Below are 20,459 nucleotides of genomic sequence, written 5' to 3'. Positions count from 1 at the left end.
GCTCGTCGCCGGCCGGTCAGAGCGCGGTGAGGTAGTCCGGCACCTGGACCGAGGGGTCCAGGTCGTCGGACGGCACCGGCGCGGCGTATCGCCGGGCCACCGGGACCACACCGGCCCAGTACGGCAGGGCGAGGTCCTCCGGGTCGTCGTTCGGGCCGCCGGTGCGGATCTTGGCGGAGACCTCGTCGAGGTCCAGCCGGATCACCGCGGTCGCCGCGAGCTCCTTCGCGTCCGCGGGGCGTGAGTCCTTCGACCTGCCCGGTACGACCTGGTCGACGATCGCGTCGAGCGCGACCCGCCGCTCCTCCGGGTCGGTCACCGTACGGGCGACGCCGTGGACCACCACCGAGCGGTAGTTCATCGAGTGGTGGAACGCGGAACGGGCCAGCACCAGGCCGTCCACATGCGTCACGGTCAGGCAGACGGCGAGGCCCGGGTCCGCCGCTCCCGTCGCGCGCAGTGGACGCGATCCGGTCGAGCCGTGCACGTACAGCCGTTGCCCGATCCGGCCGAAGAGCGTCGGAAGGACCACGGGTGCTCCGTCGCGGACGAAGCCCAGATGGCAGAGGTAGGCCGCGTCGAGTATCGAGTGGACCGTCTCGTGGTCGTACGAGGCGCGCTGCCTGGCGCGGCTCGGGACCGTGCGCTCCGTCGGCTCGTAGGCGGCACCCCCGGCGGGGCCGGTGCTGTCGGGCGTGGCGGTGTCCGGCATTGCGTTCTCCATTGCACTAGTGCATAATGATGTTTGTGCTAGGAGAGTATCGGATCAGTGGGCGGCGTGCATCCGAGATCGCCGCGAGTGTGGAGGGCGGGGTCGCCACGGGCGATCTCGCGCCCGGTCATGTGCTGCCGCCCATGCGGGAGTTGGCGACCCACCTCGGGGTCAACCCGAATACGGTGGCCGCCGCCTACCGGACGCTTCGCGAGCGCGGAGTGATCGAGACGGCGGGGCGGCGGGGGAGCAGGGTCAGGTCACGCCCCGCGAGCACGGCGCGTGGCTCCCTCCGGGTCGAGGCCCCGCCGGGCGCGCGTGACCTGGGCGCCGGCAACCCCGACCCCACCCTGCTGCCCGGTCTGGGGGAGGCGCTCGCCGCGGCCGGGGCGGACTACGACGGAGGGCCCTGCCTCTACGGGGACGCCGCCGTCGTCCCGCGGCTCGCGGAGCTCGCACGGGCAGGCCTGGACGCCGACGGCGTCCCGGCGGGTCCGGTGGCGGTCGCCTCCGGCTCCCTCGACGCGATCGAGCGCGTGCTCGCCGCGCACCTCAAGCCCGGTGACGCGGTGGCGGTCGAGGACCCGGGATGGGGGGCCCTGCTGGACCTCGTTCCGGCGCTCGGCATGCACGTCGTTCCGATGGCTCTCGACGAGGACGGCCCGCTGCCCGGTGAGGTGGAACGGGCGCTGCGTGCGGGGGCCAGGGCTCTCGTGGTCACCGGCCGGGCGCAGAACCCGACCGGTGCGACGGTGGGGAGCCGCAGGGCCCAGGAGCTGCGGAGCGTCCTCGCGGAACACCCCGGGGTGCTCCTGATCGAGGACGACCACGGCCATGCCATCGTCGATCTGCCGCTGCATCCCCTCGCCGGGGCGACGGAGCGCTGGGCCTTCGTGCGGTCCGCCTCCAAGGCCTACGGTCCCGACCTGCGGCTCGCCGTGCTCACCGGGGACGCGCTGACCGTCGACCGGGTGACGGGGCGTCAGCAGCTGGGGCCCGGCTGGGTCAGCGGGCTGCTGCAGCGCACCGTGGCGCACCTCTGGGCGTCGGGCGCCGTCGACGTCCCGGCGGTGGCCCGCTCCTACGGTGAGCGCCGGGACGCGCTCGTGCGGGCGCTGGAGAGCCGGGGGATCGTGGCGTACGGACGGACCGGGATGAACGTGTGGGTGCCCGTGGGCGACGAGACCGGGGCGGTGGCCCGGCTGCTGCAGGCGGGCTGGGCGGTGGCCCCCGGGGCGCGGTTCCGGATCGCCTCGCCCCAGGCGGTGCGCCTCACTGTCTCCGCGCTGTCCGCCGCGGACATCGAGCCGTTGGCGGACGCGGTGGCGGCGGCGGTCCCGCCCGCCCGCCCGGTCAGCTACGGCTGACCCGGCCCGCTCCGGCGAGGCGAGGAGGTGCACCGGCGGAGCCGCGGGTCCGGCTCCCCGTCAGCGCGGCGCCCGCGAGGATCACCAGGGCGCCCACCGGGGTGTTCCAGCTCAGCCGTTCGCCGAGCAGCATCACTCCGGCCGCCGTGGCGATCACCGGGATGACATAGGTGACCGTCTGGGCCGTCGTCGGGCCGACGTCCTCGACGAGGCCGTACTGGAGGAGGACGGCGAGCCCGGTCCCGAGCGCCCCCAGAGCGACGACGGCAAGCGTCGGCAGCACGGGGAAGCGTCCGGGTACGGAGGTGAACGCGGTCACGACCAAGGCCAGTTGCAGCGTCCCAAGAAAGAGCTGGCTCCCCGTCAGCGCGAGTGTGGAGGTGCCCGTGCCGGCCAGGGTGCGGCGGACGTAGATCCAGCCGACGGGGTAGCTGAGGGAGGCGAGCAGGGCCATCGCCGTACCGGACGCGTCCAGCCCCGAGAAGCCCTGCCAGGCGCCCAGCACGGTCAGTACGCCGATGAATCCCAGGCCGAGCCCGGCGACACGGCGGCGCGTCGGCCGGTCCTCGGAGAGCGCGACGAGGGAGAGGGCCATGCCCCACAGCGGAGAGGTCGCGTTGCAGATGCCGGCGAGAGTCGACGGGATGGTCAGCTCGGCGTACGCGAAGAGCGAGAACGGCAGCGCGTTGAGGAAGAACGCGGCGACGAAGAGGTGTCCCCAGGTCCGGCCGGAGCGAGGCAGCCGTTCCCGGCGCACCGCCATCGCGACGGCGAGCACCGCCGTCCCTGACAGGAGCCGGCCGAAGGTCACCTGGAACGGGGCGTACCCGTCGGTGCCGACCTTGATCAGCAGGAAGCTGAACCCCCAGATGAGCGACAGCGCGGCGAAGCGGACGCGCCAGTCCAGGGCGCGTCGGGGCGGCGGGGGTCCGGGGAGGGAGGTGTCGGGGAGTGGCCGGCTTCTCGGTGCGGCAGGAGCGCTCATGTGACCACCATGGCGAGCGACATAGCGTAGGACAAGTGATACTTTCTTGGCCGCTCGGTGTAGCGTTGCTTACATGTTGAATCTGGAGCGCCTTCGGACGCTGGACGCCTTCGCCCGGCACGGTTCCGTGAGCGGGGCGGCCGACGGTCTCCATGTCACCACCTCGGCCGTCTCCCAGCAGATGGCCAAACTGGAACGTGAGGTGGGGCAGCAGCTCCTGGCCAAGAACGGCCGAGGGGTCCGCCTCACCGACGCGGGCCGGCTGCTCGCTGACCACGCGGCGAAGATCCTTTCCCAGGTGGAGGTCGCGCAGGCCGACATCGAGGCTCAGCGGGGACAGGTGGTGGGCGAGGTCCGCCTCGCGGCCTTCCCGACGGCCGCCCGTGGACTGTTCCCCGCCGCCCTCACCGCGCTCCATGCCGAACACCCCGAACTCAAGGTGCGTACGACCGAGTTGGAGCCGGAGGGCGGGATCCGCGCGGTGCTGCGCGGGGACGTCGATCTCGCCGTGGTGCTCGACTGGAGCAACAAGCGTCTGCCCGTTCCCGGTGGTCTGGCCAAGGCCGAGCTCCTCGACGACGCCCCGGACATCGCCATGCCCGCGGAGCATCCCCTGGCGGAACGGGCCGAGGTGGACATCGAGGAGTTCGCCGAGGACGACTGGGTGTCCTGGCCGGAGGGGGAATTCTGTTACGACTGGCTGATGTTCACCCTGCGGTCCAAAGGCGTCGAGCCCCGGATCGCGCACCTCGCGGGCGAGCACCACACTCAACTCGCCCTGATCGCAGCGGGATTCGGTGTCTGCGTGGCGCCGCGACTGGGGCGGGGGCCGGTTCCGGACGGTGTGAGTCTGGTGCCTGTGCGGCAGCCGATGCGCCGCCACGTCCACGCGGTGTGGCGTACGGACGCGGACCGGCGGCCGTCGATCAGGGCCGCCGTGGCCGCCCTGCGCTCCGCGGGCAGGGTTCTGCACGCGCCCGTCCCCGGCCGGTCCGGATGAACACGCCGGCTGAGCCCTCAAGGTCCCGGCAGCGAGGGGCTGATCTCCAGCCACCGGCCGGAGGTGTCAGTGCGGCCCGGACAGCTTCCGGAAGTCCCAGGACCTGACGGCCCGGGGTGTGAGCCGCAGCCACCCGTGCCGTTCGTCGTGCGGCAGGGAGTCCAGGCCGAAGTACTTCGACGCGAACATCCGCTCGGGCGCCTCCAGCTCGGCGCAGTCCGCGCCGGTGCGCGGGACCTCGCCGACGAAGCTGACCTCGCCGGACAGCTCCACCCCGCGCAGCTCGCCGTACTCGAACCCGTCGTCCACCACCACGGCGATCTTCGGATCACGGCGGAGCTGCGACCAGCGCAGACTCCGGGTGAGGGAGTAGAGCCAGAGGGAGGCGCCGTCCCAGACGAACCACAGCGCGGCTACGTGGGGCGTGCCGTCGGGGGAGACGGTGGCCACCCGGCAGGTGCGCTGTTCCGCGAGGTAGGCGTCCCGTTCCGCGTCGGTCATCATGATCCGACGGCCACGGCGCTGGGCAACGGTCACGGGACGCCCTTCCTGGGATTCGGCCGGTTCCGGGAATCATGGAGGTTCATCCGTGATCACGCAATGGCCCGGCCAGGCCTCTCACACCGGTGTTCGCACCGGAGTTCAGGCCAGGGTGATGGAGTCACCCTCCACCCGGATCTTCTTCTCGGGCAGCGGCATCGTCGCCGGTCCGCCCGTCACTTCGCCGGTCGCGGCGTCGAACGTACTGTTGTGACAGGGGCAGGTGATGACGCCGTCGGCGATCCCCTTCACCGCGCAGCCCTGGTGGGTGCACTTCGACGAGAACGCCTTGAACTCACCGGCCGTCGGCTGGGTCACCACCACCCCCTGCTCGGCGAAGACCATCCCTCCGCCCTCCGGGATGTCGGCGGTCCGGGCGAGCGCGGTGCCACCGTTCGCGCCGTCCCCCTCCCCGGCCGGTTCGACCGTGTCCGAGCCGCCGGAGTCCTTCGACCCGCCGCCGCACGCGGTGAGGACGGTGACCAGCCCCGTCGCACCGGCCGCGACGACGGTACGGCGTCCCAAGCGGGCCCGGATCTCCTGCGATGCGCTCATGACGGCATTCCCTTCATCGGATACGAGACGTCAGGTGAGGATGACATCAGGTGTGGGTACGGATCCGTGCGGCCGGGTGTTCACCCACGAGGAGAGTCCTTCCGGAGTCGGGCGAGCTGGGCCCTGCCCCAGTGACGGCCGCGCGCACGTGGCCGGCGCGGCAGCCGAAGCGCGGGTCCGAGCCGACCGCCGTGGGTGGGCCCGGCTCAGCCGTGCGGCCGCACCGGAAGTGCCTGCACGCTGTTGCCCACGAAGGACGCGTGGCGTGGCAGTTCGGCATCGGGGACGGCGAGATCGAGGTCGGGGAAGCGCGCGAACAGCTGCGAGAGCGCGGTGGTGGCCTCCATCCGCGCCAGTGGGGCGCCCAGGCAGTAGTGCGCGCCGTGGCCGAGTGAGAGGTGCCGGGCACCGCTGTCGCGGGTGATGTCGAAGCGGTCGGCAACGGGTCCGTGCGCCTTCGTGTCGCGGCCCGCGGCGGAGTAACCGGCCAGCACCGGTGTGCCCTTGGGGATCAGGGTGCCGTCGACCGTCAGATCACGGGTCGGGTAGCGGAACGGGAAGTAGCTGACCGGGCTGTCCCAGCGCAGGGTCTCCTCCACCACGTCGGCCCAGCTCGCACCGCCCGACCGGACGAGGGCCAGTTGGTCCCGGTGGATGCAGAGGGCCCGTACGGCGTTGGTGATCAGGTTGAGCGTCGTCTCGTGACCGGCGATGATCGTGAGCATCAGGGTGCCGATCAGCTCGTGCGGCCCGAGCCGGTCGCCGTCGGCCTCCCGGGCCGCGATCAGCGCGCTCACGAGGTCGTCCCCCGGTTCCTCCGTCCGGGCGTCCGCGACCGCGCTGAGCACCTCGACCATCTCCCGGTTGGCCGCCATGGCCTCCGCCGGGCCGATGTCGGTGGCCACGATGCGGTTGGAGAGATGGTGCAGCCGGTCGTGGTGTTCCGCGTCCACGCCCAGGAGTTCGCAGATGACCCCCATGGGCAGGGGCAGCGCGAAGTGCGTCCGCAGGTCGGCGACACCGTCACCGGCGACCGCGGCCCGGTCGAGGCCGTTCAGGAGCGATGCCGTCAACGCCTCGATGCGCGGGCGTAGTTCCTCCACGCGGCGCGGGGTGAACGCCTTGCTCACCAGGGAGCGCAGCCGGCGGTGGTCGGCGCCGTCGGCGGTCGTCATCCCCTGCACCGTGGCGAACGTCCTGAGCGGCCAGCCGTCGGCGATCTCGCCTGACTGGAGCGCCGTGAAGTGCCGCGCGTCCTTGGCGACGTCGGGGTGCGCGAGGAACTCCCTGAGGGCGTCGTGGCCCAGGACCGCCATGGCTTCCACGTCACCGGGAAGCAGGACGGAGGCCACCGCGCCCCGGGCCAGCAGACGGGCGTTGGCCGCGTGCGGACAGCCGCCGGACGGGTCCATACGGTGCGGCAGGCCGGGGGAGGAGTTCACCGGTGAGGTAGTCAACTGGGCTCCAGGTCGAAGGGTGGGCAAGGGCGTGCGGAGCGCACCGAGCCGTAGTGCGTGACCTCGGCCTCCCGGCCGAGGACCCACGGTGGCGCCGGCGGTCCGGTCCCGTACCGGGCTCCCCACGGCGCCCTCGAAGCGGCGGCCTTCCGGCCGTGACGGCCACGCCGCAGCTTCGATGTCGTGTCGAACTCCCGGACGGAACAGAGGACATGGGAAGCCTAGACCAGCGAGCCCGGTCCGATCGGAAACCCGCGAAGTCCGGTCGTGACAGGCGTGGACCTCCGCCTGCCGGAGCCACCGCGACGACGAACGCGCTCGTCATGCGCGAAGCGGCTCCACCCAGGGAGGGCGGAGCCGCTTCGCGGTGAGGGTGCTGCGGGTCAGGCGTGGCGACGGTTACCCGTGATGACGCGGTACAGCACGAGGAGGATGAGCGAGCCGACGATGGCCGCGATCCAGGTGGAGAGGTCGAAGAAGCCGTCGATGGAGTCGACGCCGAAGATGACCTTGCCGAGCCAGCCGCCGAGCAGGCCGCCCGCGATACCGATGAGCATCGTGATGATGATGCCGCCCGGGTCCTTGCCCGGCATGAGCGCCTTGGCGATGAGGCCCGCGAGCAACCCGATGATGATCCAAGCAATGATGCCCATAATGCCTCTCCTACCTGGTGATATAAGGACGCTGTCAAGGACCGTGTTTACCGTGCCGCCGCTTTCAAACATTCGGTACCGCTCCTGTGCCGGACGCGTGGAGACTTCTCGAAGGCGCGAGGGCGCCCAGCGGCGTCGGCTGAGTGGTCGTCGCGTCGCCGCACCCGAGTGGGCCCTGCCCCTGCGGCACAGCCGCACCCGAGTGGGCCCTGCCCCTGCGACACATATGATCAGGACATAATGCTCATATGATGCACTTTTCCTCCCGATCGATCGACGGTTCCTCCCTCTCCTTGTGGTCGAAGGACTCGTTCCTGTCCATCGGCTCCGTGGGATCCGTGCTGTCCATCGGTTCGGTCGGCAGCGCGCTGTCCGTCGGGTCCATCGGATCTTCGATGTCCCTCGGCTCGATCGGCTCCGCCATGTCCCTTGTCTCGCTGGGATCGATCCAGAGCACCGGGAGTGCGCTGTCCATCCAGGCGCGGCGCTCGGTGCTGACCGTCGGCCCGTACCGCGTGATCAGCTCTCCGGGCCTGCTCGCGCTGGCCGGAGCAGGCGCGCTCGCCCTCGTCGGTGCGCTTGCCCTGCACTCATGTACCAGGCCGTGAGTGGTCCGGCGCCCGTCTCCGCCGGCTCTGTCCGAGTGGCATCCGGTGGGTCTACTCAGGCGTCCGGGACCGGAGCGCGCACGCGTTCAAGGTCAGGGACAGGCTTGCCGTGAGGCGCCGCGCGTAGGGGACGTGGAGGGATTCGTTCGGGCCGTGGGCGTTCGCGCCCGGGCCGAGCACTCCGCAGGCCAGGAACTGGGCCTCCGGGAACCGCCGGGCGAGGTTCCCCATCAGGGGGATCGTTCCGCCCTGCCCGACTCGCGCCACGTCCGCTCCGTCGAAGCAGGCCCGGCTCGCCGCGGACAGTGCCGCTTCGAGCCACGGCTGTTCGGCGGGCGCGTGCCAGCCGTCGGCGCGGACCCGGTCGGGTGTGAACCGGATCGACGTGCCGTACGGCGGGTCCGTCTCCAGGAGCCGACGGACCTCCGCGAGGGCCGTCACGCTGTCCACCGCCGGGGGAAGCCGCAGCGAGACCTTGACCCGGGTGTACGGGCGCAGCACGTTTCCCGCGGAGGCTGTCGGCGGCAGGCCGTCCGCCCCGGTGATCTCGAGGCTGGGGCGCCATGCCCTGTTGAGGAGCAGCTCCTCGGGGTCGGCGGTCACGGGCGTCGCGTCGCCGTGCCAGTCGAAACGGCCCCGGACCTGGTGGCCCAGGAGAGCCGCCGCCTCGCGGTTCTGGGTGAGGCGTTCCTCCGGTATCGCGCAGTGGAGCGCTTCAGGGCGCAGTGTCCCCGTCGCGCCGTCCTCCAGCCGGTCCAGCAGCTGGCGCAGCACCCGGAACGACGACGGCACCACGCCGCCCGCGTCCCCGGAGTGTGCGCCGTCGCCGAGGACGCGTATGTCGAGGGTCCCGCCGCAGGCTCCTCGCAGCGACGTGACCAGCCACAGCCGTTCGTAGTCGCCGGCGCCGGAGTCCAGGCAGACGACAAGGGCCACACCGCCGATACGCGGCGCGAGCCGCGCGAACCAGTGGTCGAGGTCGGGGCTGCCCGATTCCTCGCCTGCTTCGAACACGCCCACGCAGCGAGGGCGGGCCGCGCCCTGTTCGGCCAGCGCCCGCACCGCGGTCACCGCCGCGGGCAGTGCGTACCCGTCGTCCGCACCGCCGCGGCCGTACAGCCGGGTGCCGTCGAAGGCCGGTTCCCACGCGGTGCGGCCCCCGGTCCATCCGTCGCCCTCGGGCTGCTTGTCGAGGTGCCCGTAGAAGAGGACAGCCTCCTCGGCGTGCGTGCCCTCACCCGGGATCTCGAAGAAGAGCAGAGGCGTGCGTCCGGACGCGCGCAGGACCTCCACCCGCAGGCCGGGCAGCGGCACGTTCCGCAGCCACGCGGCCGCCGCGTCGACGGCCCGGTCGAGGTGGCCGTGGGCCTCCCAGTCGGGGTCGTACGCGGGGCTGACCGCCGGGACGCGGATGTGCTGCCGGACGAGGGGGAGCACCTCCGTCTCCCACTGGGCGTCACAGAAATCCCGTACGGGGCCGGCGCCGGCGACACCGGCCGGGGCCTGCTCAGGCATCGGCGAGGACCCGTGCGGCCGGGGCGAACCCGATGCCGAGCAGCTCCTCCACCGGCGCGTACACGTCGGGCATGTACATCGTCCGGGAGAGCAGGAGGTTCTCGGCCGGGGCGACCAGGACGCTGACCTGCTTGCCGACCTCGACGTGCGCCGATGCGAGCGGCTGCCCGTCCTCGTCGAACGTCGTGATCAGATCGGGGAACGAGGCACGGCGGACACCGTCGATGTCGAGCGCCATGTACTCGTTGACGATGTACAGGGTGGTGCGCGCCGCGTCGTCCAGGACCGCGACGCCGACGTCCAGGCCCTCGCGCTGCTCGCAGCGGTACTCCACCACCGTGCCGGTCACGGCGATCTCACCGCCGAGGTGCTGGGCGGCGCCGCGCACGCCGCCCGCCAGGAAGCGGCGGCCCAGCTCGATGGCGGAACCGATCGCGCCCGGCGCGCCGTTGCGCACCGCGTAGCCGACCTCGACGGGGTTGCGGGCCACGCCCACCCAGCCGCCCGCCTCGACGGAGGCGCGCCGGACCATGTTCGACGTGGCGTCCAGACGGCCGGAGACCGAGCCCTCGACGTACGCGTACGGCTTGCCGCCCGCGTAGCCCTGGGAGGAGAGGTAGCCCTCCTCCTGGTGCAGGCCCATCGCGCCCATCACGCTGGAGGGGTGGGCGCGGCCGTTGCAGGCCAGGTCGATGACGGGCAGGCCGGTCATCGCGGAGTGGAACCAGCCGTTGATGGTGGTCTCGGCGCCGTTCTCGTTCGTGTGGATCGCGACGAGCGGGCGCGGCAGGTCACGGCGGAGCAGCTCCAAGGCGCGCAGCAGGTGCGTGGGCAGCACCTGCGGGTCAGGCGCCGCGGGGGCGCCGACCAGGGCCACCGTCGCGGTCAGGTCGTCGGCCGCGAACTCGTCGGCCGACCACAGCTCCGGTATGCCGATCTGGAGGGCCAGTTCGGCGGTGCGCAGACCTCGCTCGACGAATCCGCCGCCGCCTCCGCCCAGTACGGCACCGCCGTACACGGCCGCGCGGATGTCGTCATGGGTCAACTGTCGCTTCACGGGGGTCTCCCAGGGTGGTTCTGTACAGAGGTGCGAGAGGAGGTGGAGGGTCCGGCTGCGTGGCCTACTCGGCGGCCTTGAACACGCCGCTGCCGAACGAGTAGAGGGCGTCACCGGCGATCGCGCCGCCGGCGAAGACCTCCAGGTCGTCCTTGGCCTTCGGGCCGAGGACGCGCGGGGCGAGGACGCGGACGGCGATGCCTGCGGCGACCATCCAGCCGGCCATCGGTGTGGTGATCAGCAGCCCGGTCGCCAGCAGGATGCCGAGCTGGCGCTTCGAGCCGCCGATCAGCTGCACGATCGCGCCGGGGATCGCCCACAGGGCGAGGTCCCGGGCGGTCTCCGCGGACGGGCCCGCCTTGATCGCGGCGACGTATGCGGCGTCGATCGGGGCGGTCTGCCCGTTGTCGAAGAACATCCGGTACGAGACCAGCACGACGACGATGGCGACGCCGAAGCCGATCATCGCGGCGATCAGCTGCTGACGGCGGCCCTCCAGCTCGAAGGCCGGGTCGGCGTTCTCGCCGCGCAGCAGATGGCCCGCCTTCAGGTCGTACCCCATGTCGGCGAAGGCCGGACCGGTCGCGGCGGTGAAGCCGGACAGCACGACGAGCGCCTCGGGCGGGAAGCCGATGAGGATGCCGAGCAGCAGCGTGATCAGGGCGATCGCGAAGGCGGGGAACCAGCCCGAGTGCATCGACGCGATGCCGACGAGCAGTTCGTGCAGGAACGCGGCGACCGAGGCGTACAGCAGGAAGCCGATCAGCATGCCGGGGCTCATGTGCGTGGCGGCGCCGGTGGCGAACGCCAGCAGGACCGAGATCACGAGGTAGGCGCCGAAGCCCAGCCGCATGGAGCGCCCCAGACGCCTGGCGCCTTCCTGCGCGCCGGCCGCGCCGGTCGCGGGGGTGTCGTCCGCCGGGTTGCGCCGGACCTTGACGACGGTGCGGCCCACCTGGATCAGGGCGACCAGGCCCGCCCCCATCATCATGCCGTGGGGCAGGTACATCCCGTTCAGGTCGAGGCCGAACAGCGGGTCGGCGTACTGGTTGAACAGCAGGCCGGCACCGAAGGCTGCCATGGCGCCGAACCCGCCGATCAGGGCCACGCCGAACGCCGACATCGGCAGCGTGAACGCGGCGCCGACCAGACCGGTCAGCAGGCCCAGGCCGAGCACCTTGGCGCGGCGGCCGCCCTCGTCGCCGGCCTTGATGGCCTGGGCGGCGGCGAGCCCGGGCGGCCAGGGGTTCTTCGCGGGGAAGGCCGGGGTGTCGTACATCCGGTAGAGCAGACAGGCATCGACCAGCATCGCGGCGGAGACCCCGATCAGCATCGGGATGATCATGTCGTCCATCCCGAACAGGAACGGGATGCCGATCGGCAGGAACAGGCTGTTCGCGGCGCCGAACGTGGCCGAGGAGATGCTGGTCTGCGCGAGGTTCTGGGCGTGCACCGAACGGAAGCCGCGGAACATGACGAGCGGTACGCGGGCCAGCGTCATCGCGGCCAGCGCGCCGATCAGCGAGGTGCTCGGGGTGACGCCGAGCGTGGCGAGCAGCTGTACGCCCACGATCGCGCCGAACACGCTGAGCACCACGGTGAGGATCAGATTGCCGGGGGCGAGGGCGCGGGGATGGCGTCGGACCTCACTCGCGGGGTGCGAGGTCTCTGCCTGGGGCGAGGCGTCAGTGCTCATGGGTCTTCGGTGCTCCCGTGCGGGTGGGCGCCTTGTCAGTCGCCTGGGAAAGTTCTAAAATATGGAACAGCATCTGAATATCTGGATCTCCTTGGATCATCCATACGGCTCATTCCGCCGTCAAGGGCTGAGCCGGGATTCTCGGAATGTGGGCGGTCCGGAGCCACGGACGAGGGGCGGTCAGGAGCACGCCCGGGTGCCCTTTACGATCGGACGACACGACTCGGGGGAGCTCCGGGAGACGGGGGAACGGTGAGCACACTCGCCAACGCGCGCGATGTCCTGCGGCTGATGGCGCGCCTGCAGCGCGACCTGACCGTGACGGACGTCGCGGGGGCTCTGGACCTGCCCAAGAGCTCCGTGTCCCGGACGCTCAGCATGATGGCCGACTACGGCTTCCTCGACCGCGATCCGACGAGCCGCGCCTACCGCCCCGGCGTGCTCGTCATGGAGGCCTCGTACCACTTCCGCGCCTCGCGCAGCACCGCCTCCCTCCTGGAGGAGGAGCTGGCCAGGCTGGTCGCCGACATCGGGTACACCGGATACGTGGACGTGCTCGACGGGCCGGAGTCGCTCGTGCTCCACATGCGGCTCGGCACGACCGGCGCCCTCCAGGCGTACACCCCGGCGGGCACGCGGGCACCGGCCTATGCCAGCTCCATGGGGCGGGCGCTGCTCGCCCGCCTCGACGACGCACAGGTCCTGCGGCTCGTCGACGCCCGCCTCGAACAGAGCACGGGCTCGGCGCCGCGGACCCCGGGTGAACTGACCGCGTGTCTGGCCCGGGTCCGTGCCGACGGCTGGGAGTCCTCGCGCGGCGAGTACGTACCGAACGTCGCCGGAGTCTCCGCCGCCGTACTCGACAGCGACACCGGACAGATCTTCGGCATAGGTGTGGCCCTGCCCGCGCCCGAGCTCGACGACGGGAACGCGGCCCGCTTCGGCCGGGCGGTACGGGACGCCGCTCTGCGTGTGGGCAAACGCATCGGCGACCCGTACTGGCTGCGGTACGCCGAGCCGGGCGCCGGCCGCTGAGTCGTTCTCAGCTCAGCAGAGGCCCGAGAACGGCCCCCACCACCGCTCCGGGCGTCAGGACCGGCGCCGTCACCCCGGCCGCGCGCAGCACCTGACGGTGTCGTGACCCGTAACCCATGCAGTCGAGCATCAGGGCGTCCGCGCCGGCCTCGAGGTGGGTACGAGCCGCCGCGCACAGGGCCAGGTCGTCCTCCGCGTAGGGCGACGCCGTCGTGAACAGGGGGGCCGGGGTGATCTCCCGCCACTTCTCACGAGCCTCGGCGACCTGCTCCGGCAGCGGTACGACGATCCCGACGCGGCTGCCCCGCAGTGCGGTGCCGACGTATCCCGTGACCAGGGCGTCCGGCTCGACGAGCCGCGCCCGCCGGGCCCGCAGGCCGGGGAACACGCCGGTGCACAGGAGCACCACCACATCGGCCCCCGCGTCCTCCGCCTGATCGACCAGGGGCTGTATCCCGGCCCCGACCGCCTCGGCGTCCAGGGTCACGGATGTGCCGTCGGCCAGTCGGCTCAGAAGGGTCGCGCGTCCCTCTGCCGCCCCGAAACGGAGCTCGGCCTCCCGGCGGGACAGCCCGTCGAGCACGCCGGCGTGCCGCACGCGCGCTGTCGCCGGCAGGTGCGCCTGGATTGCTTCCGACAGGTCTGGACGCGGGGACTGACCGATGGTCAGGAAGGTGAGGGTGTGCACGGCGCCTCCTCTCGAAAGGATTCCATATATTGGAACTTGGTTCCGAATAAAGGTAGCCCGGGTTGCCGCATCCGGGTAGGGGTGTCAGTGGCCGACGGAGGACGGCCGAACCGGCGCACGCCCCCGGCCGGGCATGCAGGAGAGGCTGCCGGTCTCCGGTCGGCAGCGTTCCTTGACACCACGTCGTTGCCGTACGGGACGGCGGCCGCAAGGTGATCGCCGCCCTGTCCCGGACGCGCCGCGGAAGCTACAGGCCCAAGCTCCGGGCGAAGCCCGAGAAGGTAGGCGCCGCGACCCGCCACCGGCACAGAAGGGGGTCCGTCCAGAAGTCGCTGCCGACGACGCGGGGGTCCGAGGGGTCGGTCCGGTAGTCGAGAGCCAAGGCGCCGTCATCACCAGGGTTGCGGGTGATGGCGATGAGCACTGCCTGTTCGACGTCGAGCCACGGGAGTTCGAGCGGGGCGGCGCCCCTGCTCCCGCGTGCCTGGCGGAAGAAGGCGGAGTGCGGATCGTCGGCGAACATGTCCATGGACCGGGACGCGTACGCCATCTGCCCGGGGTCGGACACGAAGCTCAGCGGGTCCTTGAACCACGGGATGACCTCGGCCAGCACCGCATCGCCCGGGTGACGCCAGAGTTCGCGATCGAGGAGGGACATCAGCGGGGCGGGCAGAACGAGTCCACGGACTGTCGAAGACGCCATGGCGAGCAGCTTCGCACGGTGGCCGCCTGGCGAGGCAACACCGGCCTGACCGGCCAAGTCGTCGCGGACGCACCCGTGGTCCTGTTCAGGCTTCCTCCGGGATTCCCACCCCCGGTCGATGGTGGCGGCTCGAGTGCTCCTCGTTCGTGATCACCCTCGGTTACTATGCTCATTCGTGCCGGAGGCCGGAAGTGCGGAGCGCAACGCCCGCGACGGACTGCCCGGGGGAGTGAAGGGATCGGGGTCCGGCCGACACTCCTCAGTTGCTCCCCGAGCCCGTCGACGGTGATTCCCACCGTTGTACCCCTCCAGGGTGTGCCGTGGAATGCAAGGATGAAGAGATGGATGGCCTGGGAAAGTGCTGACGGAAGTAATCGCAACTCGCTATGTCACGCCCTTGCGTGAGGGCGGATCGCTCCCCGGGATCGTCGAGGCCGACGACCTCGGCACGTATGTCATGAAGTTCACCGGAGCCGGGCAGGGGCGCAAGACCCTGGTCGCGGAGGTCATCTGCGGGGAGCTCGGCCGCAGGCTGGGGCTGCGGGTGCCGGAGCTGGTGACCATCCAGCTCGACCCCGTCATCGGGCTCGCCGAGCCCGACCAGGAGGTGCAGGAACTCCTCAAGGCCAGCGCGGGGCTGAACCTCGGGATGGACTACCTTCCCGGTTCGCTCGGATTCGACCCGCTCGCGTACGAGGTCGGCGCGGCGGAGGCCGGAAAGGTCGTCTGGTTCGACGCGCTGATCAACAACGTGGACCGTTCGTGGCGGAACCCCAACATGCTCGTCTGGCACGGTGACCCCTGGCTGATCGACCACGGGGCGACCATGATCTGGCACCACAACTGGCCGGGCGCGCAGGCCTCCGCGGCGAAGCCGTACAACGCCTCCGACCACGTCCTCGCACCGTTCGGGCCGGACATCGCCGCCGCGGCCGCCGAACTCGCCCCGCTGGTCACCGAAGAGCTGCTCACCGAGGTGACGGCGGAGGTGCCCGACGCGTGGCTGGCCGACGAGCCGGGGTTCGAGACCACGGACCAGTTGCGCCGTGCCTACGTGGAGCCGCTGCTGGCGCGCGCCGGAAGCATCCACGAGCGCATCGTCATGGACGGGCCCACCAGGACCCGGCCCTCCCAGGCCCCCGGATGGCTCACCGAACGCCTGGCCCCCCGGCCGCGCCCCACGGAGAAGGACCGCGACGCGCAGGCCGGCGCCGGGCGGGACAGCAAGGACGGTGGCCGATGAGCAAGCGCGATGTCTTCGAGTACGCGGTCCTGCGCGTCGTCCCCCGCGTCGAGCGCGGTGAGTGCTTCAACGCGGGTGTACTGGTCTACTGCCGGGCGAAGTCCTTCGTCGCGGCGCGCACCCATCTGGACGAGCGCAAGCTCAAGGCGCTGGACCCGCAGGCCGACGTACGCGGGGTGCAGGCCGCGCTGCGGGCGGTCGAGGGCGTCTGCGGCGGCGGCGAGGCGGCGGGCCAGGCCGCCGGTGACGACGCCGGCCGGCGCTTCCGCTGGCTGATCGCGCCGCGGTCCACGGTCGTCCAGCCGGGCGTCGTGCACAGCGGTCTGACCACGGACCCGGCCGCCGAGGTGGAGCGCCTGCTCGACCTGCTGGTGCGCTGATCCGGCACCGGAGCCGCCGCCCTGGCCGTACGGGTGGCGGCTCCGTCCGGTGTGACATGCGCCCGTGCCCCCGTGTGCCGTTGACACCGGGTGCCAGGGCTTCTAGCGTCTCGTCTGCTGAAGGTACTAAGCGGTTGCTCAGTTATCGGGAACTTCCTGACGTCCGCTGAGCCGCGATCCAAGGGCGAGGAGAACCAAGCATGTCCACCACCGAGCAGCGCGTCGCCATCGTGACGGGAGCGGCACGGGGCATCGGCGCCGCCACCGCCGTACGCCTGGCGGCCGAGGGCCGCGCCGTCGCCGTACTCGACCTCGACGAGGCGGCGTGCAAGGACACGGTCGAGAAGATCACCACCGCCGGGGGCAAGGCCCTCGCCGTCGGCTGCGACGTCTCGGACAGCGCCCAGGTGGAAGCGGCCGTCGCGCGCGTCGCCGCCGAGCTCGGCGCCCCGACGATCCTCGTCAACAACGCGGGCGTGCTCCGCGACAACCTGCTCTTCAAGATGAGCGAGTCCGACTGGGACCTCGTGATGAACGTCCACCTCAAGGGTGCGTTCCTGATGGCCAAGGCCGTCCAGTCGCACATGGTGGAGGCCAAGTTCGGCCGTATCGTCTCGCTCTCGTCCTCCTCGGCTCTGGGCAACCGGGGCCAGGCCAACTACTCCGCGGTCAAGGCCGGTCTCCAGGGCTTCACGAAGACGCTCGCCAAGGAGCTCGGCAAGTTCGGCGTGACCGCCAACGCCGTCGCCCCCGGTTTCATCGTCACCGAGATGACCGCCCAGACGGCCGCCCGGGTCGGCATGGGCTTCGAGGAGTTCCAGGCCGCCGCCGCGACGCAGATCCCGGTGCAGCGCGTGGGGCGTCCCGAGGACATCGCCAACGCGATCGCCTTCTTCACCGGCGAGGACGCGGGCTTCGTGTCCGGCCAGGTCATGTACGTCGCCGGCGGACCGCTCAACTGACCCCGGAAGGGCAACGGACACCATGACAGTGCAGGACAGTGGCAAGGTCGCGCTCATCACGGGCGCGAGCCGGGGCATCGGTTACGGCATCGCCGAGGCGCTCGTCGCCCGGGGTGACCGCGTCGTCATCACGGGACGCGGCGAGGACGCCCTGAAGGAGGCCGTCGAGAAGCTCGGCGCCGACCGGGCCGTCGGGATCGCGGGCAAGGCGCACGACGAGGCGCACCAGGCCGCGGCCGTCGAGCGTGCGATGGAGGCGTTCGGCCGGGTCGACTACCTGGTCAACAACGCCGGCACGAACCCCGTCTTCGGGCCGATGGCGGAGCTCGACCTCAACGTCGCCCGCAAGGTCTACGAGACCAACGTGATCTCGGCGCTCGGGTTCGCCCAGCAGACCTGGAAGGCGTGGCAGCGGGAGAACGGCGGGGCGATCGTCAACATCGCCTCGGTCGCCGGTGTCTCCGCCTCGCCGTTCATCGGTGCCTACGGCATGAGCAAGGCCGCCATGGTCAACCTGACCCTCCAGCTGGCGCACGAGTTCGCGCCGGTCGTGCGGGTCAACGCGATCGCCCCGGCCGTGGTGAAGACCAAGTTCGCCGAGGCGCTGTACGAGGGCCGGGAGGCCGAGGCCGCGGCCGCCTACCCCCTGGGCCGGCTCGGTGTCCCGCAGGACATCGGCGGTGCGGCGGCGTTCCTCACGTCGGCGCAGTCCGACTGGGTCACGGGGCAGACCCTCGTGGTCGACGGCGGTATTTTCCTGAACGCCGGCGTGGCCTGAGAGGGACTGCGCCAGTTTGGCCCTGATTGACGCAAGTGCCTCGCCGGGCCAGCGGATTGTTCCGGCGAGGCGCTGCGGTATGGTCTGCCGACCCAAGGCTGATCGAGGAGCGTGCACGTGTTCTACCGGGCCAGTCTGCAGACAGTTGCAGCCCTTGCTTCCCTTTCTCTGCTGACCGGCTGCGGCCTGTTGTCCGACAGCAGCTCGGAGACGGACCAGCGGATATCGGTCGGGACGACGAGCTCGCCCTCGACCCTGGATCCGGCCGCGGCGTGGGACGGCTCGTGGGAGCTGATGAGGAACGTCTTCCAGACCCTGGTGAGCTTCCCGACCGGCAGCACCAGCCCCGAGCCCGACGCGGCGCAGGAATGCCGGTTCACCGACGCCACGAGCATGGCCTACCGGTGCACCCTGCGATCCGGCCTGAAGTTCTCCAACGGCGAGAAGATCGACGCCGAGACCGTGAAGTACTCCATCGACCGGATCTCGAAGATCAAGGTCAAGGGCGGCCCGGCCGGCCTCCTCGGGTCTCTCGACCGGGTGGAGACCAAGGGCGAGGACACGGTCATCTTCCACCTCGCCAAGGCGGACGCGACCTTCCCGTTCATCCTGGCCACACCCGCGATGTCGATCGTTCCCCCCGGTGAGTACCCGGCGGACAGCATCCGGGACGACGGCAAGGTCACCGGTTCGGGGCCGTACGTCCTGGACTCGTACGAGCCCGGCAAGCAGGCCGAACTGACGAAGAACCCCGGCTACAAGGGGTTCGCGGACCGGAAGAACACCGCGGTCACGATCCGCTACTTCGACGACTCCGCCCCCATGGTGGAGGCGTTGAAGAAGAAGGAGATCGACGCCACCTACCGAGGCCTGACCGCCGAGGAGGTCATCGGTCTCGAGGACAACAAGAAGGACAACAACGGTCTGCAGATCGTCGAGTCCGTCGGCGCCGACATCCGCTTCCTCGTCTTCAACCCCAAGGACCCCGCCTCGGGGAAGCTCGCCGTCCGGCAGGCCATCGCCCAGGTGGTGGACCGTGACGCGCTCGTCGCCAAGGTCTACCGGGGCACCGCCGAACCGCTCTACTCCATGGTCCCGAAGGGCATCGCCGGCCACACCACCAGCTTCTTCGACTCCTTCGGCGACCCCGATCCGGCCAAGGCGAGGGCGATCCTCTCCGACGCGGGGATCACCACGCCCGTCAAGATGACCTTCTGGTACACCACGGACCGCTACGGCTCCTCCACCGCTCCGGAGTTCGCCGAGCTGAAGCGCCAGCTCGAGGCGTCCGGCCTGTTCCGGATCACCCTCAAGAGCGCGCCCTGGAAGTCCTTCCAGGAGGGCTTCACCCAGGGCGAGTACCCGGTCTTCGGGCGTGGCTGGTTCCCCGACTTCCCGGACCCGGACAACTTCATCGCTCCCTTCGTGGGCCAGGAGAGCGTCACCGGCACCCCCTACCTGACCGACGAGATCACCCAGGAGCTGCTGCCGTCCTCCCGCAAGGAGAGCGACCGCGGTGCCGTCTCCGATCAGTTCAAGCGGGCCCAGGAGATCCTCGTCAAGGACGTGCGGCTGCTGCCCCTGTGGCAGGGCAAGCTCTACGTGGCGGCCGGTGAGGACATCGGCGGCGGCGAGCGCGCGCTCGACCCGCAGACGGTCATGCAGATGTGGGAGCTGTACCGCAAGACCAGCTGGTAGGAAGGTGGCGGCGGGAGCGGCGGTTCCGTTGTCAGTGGCCCCCGGTAGGTTCTGTGACGAAGAACCGATCGCTTACCGGAGGTTGTGCACGTGACCGACACCGACCTGCTGCCCGAGTCCTGGCGCGGCGTCCTCGGCGAAGAGCTGCAGAAGCCCTACTTCAAGGAGCTCACCGACTTCGTCGAGGAGGAGCGGGCCAGGGGACCGGTGTACCCGCCGCGCGATCAGGTCTTCGCCGCGCTGGAGGCCACGCCGTACGACCGGGTGAAGGTCCTCGTCCTGGGCCAGGACCCCTACCACGGCGAGGGTCAGGGCCACGGCCTGTGCTTCTCGGTCAGGCCGGGTGTCAGGACACCCCCCTCCCTGCGCAACATCTACAAGGAGATGAACGACGAGCTCGGCCTGCCGGTCCCGGACAACGGGTATCTGATGCCGTGGGCCGAGCAGGGCGTCCTCCTGCTCAACGCGGTGCTCACGGTCCGCGCCGGCGAGGCCAACTCGCACAAGGCCAAGGGCTGGGAGAAGGTCACCGACGCGGTCATCCGCGCGGTGGCCGAGCGCCCCGACCCGGCCGTCTTCGTCCTCTGGGGCAACTACGCCCAGAAGAAGATCCCGCTGATCGACCAGGACCGCCATGTGGTGGTCAAGGGCGCGCACCCGTCCCCGCTCTCCGCCAAGAAGTGGTTCGGCTCCCGCCCCTTCACCCAGATCAACGAGGCCGTCGCGGCGCAGGGCCACGAGCCCATCGACTGGCGGATCCCGGACCTGGGCCGGGAGGTGGCACGGCCGGCCGCCGGGGCCCGCGCCTGAGCCGGATTGCCGGTGGC

At 71.1% G+C, this 20,459-nt stretch carries 21 protein-coding genes; 10 read left to right on the top strand and 11 right to left on the bottom strand.

Translation table 11 applies throughout. The features are described 5' to 3' along the window. Positions 1 to 16: 16 nt before the first annotated feature. Positions 17 to 712, bottom strand: a complete 696-nt coding sequence (locus OG488_RS05435) for a pyridoxamine 5'-phosphate oxidase family protein (protein ID WP_329226426.1) — start codon at positions 710 to 712, stop codon at positions 17 to 19. A gap of 35 nt (positions 713 to 747) precedes the next feature. On the opposite strand from OG488_RS05435, the gene OG488_RS05430 reads away from it, so the two are divergent. Then, on the top strand, positions 748 to 2,079 hold the full coding sequence (locus OG488_RS05430; protein WP_329226425.1) for an aminotransferase class I/II-fold pyridoxal phosphate-dependent enzyme: 1,332 nt from the start codon (positions 748 to 750) through the stop codon (positions 2,077 to 2,079). Here the strand turns inward: OG488_RS05430 and OG488_RS05425 are convergent. Beyond that, positions 2,066 to 3,064, bottom strand: a complete 999-nt coding sequence (locus OG488_RS05425) for a DMT family transporter (RefSeq protein ID WP_329226423.1) — start codon at positions 3,062 to 3,064, stop codon at positions 2,066 to 2,068. The genes OG488_RS05430 and OG488_RS05425 overlap by 14 nt on opposite strands. A gap of 73 nt (positions 3,065 to 3,137) precedes the next feature. On the opposite strand from OG488_RS05425, the gene OG488_RS05420 reads away from it, so the two are divergent. Further along, complete coding sequence (locus OG488_RS05420) at positions 3,138 to 4,064, top strand: LysR family transcriptional regulator (RefSeq protein ID WP_329226421.1); 927 nt, start codon at positions 3,138 to 3,140, stop codon at positions 4,062 to 4,064. Positions 4,065 to 4,130: 66 nt separating this feature from the next. Here the strand turns inward: OG488_RS05420 and OG488_RS05415 are convergent, their stop codons facing one another. From OG488_RS05415 to OG488_RS05400, 4 genes are all read right to left on the bottom strand, one after another. Beyond that, on the bottom strand, positions 4,131 to 4,601 hold the full coding sequence (locus OG488_RS05415) for a pyridoxamine 5'-phosphate oxidase family protein (protein WP_329226419.1): 471 nt from the start codon (positions 4,599 to 4,601) through the stop codon (positions 4,131 to 4,133). 105 nt (positions 4,602 to 4,706) lie between these two features. Then, a complete protein-coding gene (locus tag OG488_RS05410; protein WP_329226417.1) occupies positions 4,707 to 5,159 on the bottom strand; it encodes a Rieske (2Fe-2S) protein in 453 nt (150 codons plus the stop codon). 206 nt (positions 5,160 to 5,365) lie between these two features. Beyond that, a complete protein-coding gene (locus tag OG488_RS05405; protein ID WP_329238450.1) occupies positions 5,366 to 6,571 on the bottom strand; it encodes a cytochrome P450 family protein in 1,206 nt (401 codons plus the stop codon). A 428-nt stretch (positions 6,572 to 6,999) separates the two neighbouring features. Next, positions 7,000 to 7,269, bottom strand: coding sequence for a GlsB/YeaQ/YmgE family stress response membrane protein (locus OG488_RS05400; RefSeq protein WP_329226415.1), 270 nt, complete (start codon positions 7,267 to 7,269; stop codon positions 7,000 to 7,002). Between the two features lie 248 nt (positions 7,270 to 7,517). Here OG488_RS05400 and OG488_RS05395 point away from each other — a divergent pair, with 248 nt between their 5' ends. Continuing rightward, on the top strand, positions 7,518 to 7,877 hold the full coding sequence (locus tag OG488_RS05395; RefSeq protein ID WP_329226413.1) for a hypothetical protein: 360 nt from the start codon (positions 7,518 to 7,520) through the stop codon (positions 7,875 to 7,877). Positions 7,878 to 7,928: 51 nt separating this feature from the next. Here the strand turns inward: OG488_RS05395 and OG488_RS05390 are convergent, their stop codons facing one another. From OG488_RS05390 to OG488_RS05380, 3 genes are all read right to left on the bottom strand, one after another. Further along, positions 7,929 to 9,392 (bottom strand): M20/M25/M40 family metallo-hydrolase, encoded by a 1,464-nt coding sequence (locus OG488_RS05390; protein ID WP_329226411.1) that lies wholly within the window; start codon positions 9,390 to 9,392, stop codon positions 7,929 to 7,931. After that, positions 9,385 to 10,449, bottom strand: coding sequence for an S-methyl thiohydantoin desulfurase domain-containing protein (locus OG488_RS05385; protein WP_329226410.1), 1,065 nt, complete (start codon positions 10,447 to 10,449; stop codon positions 9,385 to 9,387). Before OG488_RS05385 ends, OG488_RS05390 begins: the two co-directional genes overlap by 8 nt. A 64-nt stretch (positions 10,450 to 10,513) precedes the next feature. Beyond that, complete coding sequence (locus OG488_RS05380; protein ID WP_329226408.1) at positions 10,514 to 12,145, bottom strand: OPT/YSL family transporter; 1,632 nt, start codon at positions 12,143 to 12,145, stop codon at positions 10,514 to 10,516. A 252-nt stretch (positions 12,146 to 12,397) separates the two neighbouring features. Between OG488_RS05380 and OG488_RS05375 the strand changes: the two genes are divergently transcribed. Further along, positions 12,398 to 13,180: an IclR family transcriptional regulator gene (locus OG488_RS05375; protein ID WP_329226406.1), complete on the top strand. Its 783-nt coding sequence runs from the start codon at positions 12,398 to 12,400 to the stop codon at positions 13,178 to 13,180. 7 nt (positions 13,181 to 13,187) lie between these two features. Here the strand turns inward: OG488_RS05375 and OG488_RS05370 are convergent, their stop codons facing one another. Together OG488_RS05370 and OG488_RS05365 are read right to left on the bottom strand one after the other, a co-directional pair. Then, the gene (locus OG488_RS05370; protein ID WP_329226404.1) at positions 13,188 to 13,868 is read right to left on the bottom strand and encodes an AroM family protein; all 681 of its coding nucleotides are present in this window, start codon (positions 13,866 to 13,868) and stop codon (positions 13,188 to 13,190) included. A 247-nt stretch (positions 13,869 to 14,115) separates the two neighbouring features. Continuing rightward, positions 14,116 to 14,571 carry a hypothetical protein gene (locus OG488_RS05365; protein ID WP_329226402.1) on the bottom strand — a complete coding sequence of 152 codons (456 nt, stop codon included), beginning with the start codon at positions 14,569 to 14,571 and terminating at the stop codon, positions 14,116 to 14,118. Positions 14,572 to 14,929: 358 nt separating this feature from the next. Here OG488_RS05365 and OG488_RS05360 point away from each other — a divergent pair, with 358 nt between their 5' ends. The 6 genes from OG488_RS05360 to OG488_RS05335 all read left to right on the top strand — a co-directional run bounded on the left by OG488_RS05360 (position 14,930) and on the right by OG488_RS05335 (position 20,442). Further along, positions 14,930 to 15,814: a HipA family kinase gene (locus OG488_RS05360; RefSeq protein WP_329226400.1), complete on the top strand. Its 885-nt coding sequence runs from the start codon at positions 14,930 to 14,932 to the stop codon at positions 15,812 to 15,814. Beyond that, positions 15,811 to 16,194, top strand: coding sequence for a DUF3037 domain-containing protein (locus OG488_RS05355; protein WP_329226398.1), 384 nt, complete (start codon positions 15,811 to 15,813; stop codon positions 16,192 to 16,194). Before OG488_RS05360 ends, OG488_RS05355 begins: the two co-directional genes overlap by 4 nt. Before the next feature lie 200 nt (positions 16,195 to 16,394). Further along, positions 16,395 to 17,156, top strand: coding sequence for a 3-oxoacyl-ACP reductase FabG (gene fabG / locus OG488_RS05350; RefSeq protein WP_329226396.1), 762 nt, complete (start codon positions 16,395 to 16,397; stop codon positions 17,154 to 17,156). A 22-nt stretch (positions 17,157 to 17,178) separates the two neighbouring features. Continuing rightward, positions 17,179 to 17,934, top strand: coding sequence for an SDR family oxidoreductase (locus OG488_RS05345; protein WP_329226395.1), 756 nt, complete (start codon positions 17,179 to 17,181; stop codon positions 17,932 to 17,934). Positions 17,935 to 18,051: 117 nt separating this feature from the next. Next, positions 18,052 to 19,632: an ABC transporter substrate-binding protein gene (locus OG488_RS05340; RefSeq protein ID WP_329226393.1), complete on the top strand. Its 1,581-nt coding sequence runs from the start codon at positions 18,052 to 18,054 to the stop codon at positions 19,630 to 19,632. Between the two features lie 90 nt (positions 19,633 to 19,722). Continuing rightward, positions 19,723 to 20,442: a uracil-DNA glycosylase gene (locus OG488_RS05335; protein WP_329226391.1), complete on the top strand. Its 720-nt coding sequence runs from the start codon at positions 19,723 to 19,725 to the stop codon at positions 20,440 to 20,442. The last annotated feature ends 17 nt before the right edge of the window (positions 20,443 to 20,459 follow it).

This window comes from Streptomyces sp. NBC_01460, from assembly GCF_036227405.1.
GTDB lineage: Bacteria > Actinomycetota > Actinomycetes > Streptomycetales > Streptomycetaceae > Streptomyces.
Note: the sequence above shows the minus strand (reverse complement) of the source record. Positions and strands in the feature narration are given on the sequence as shown.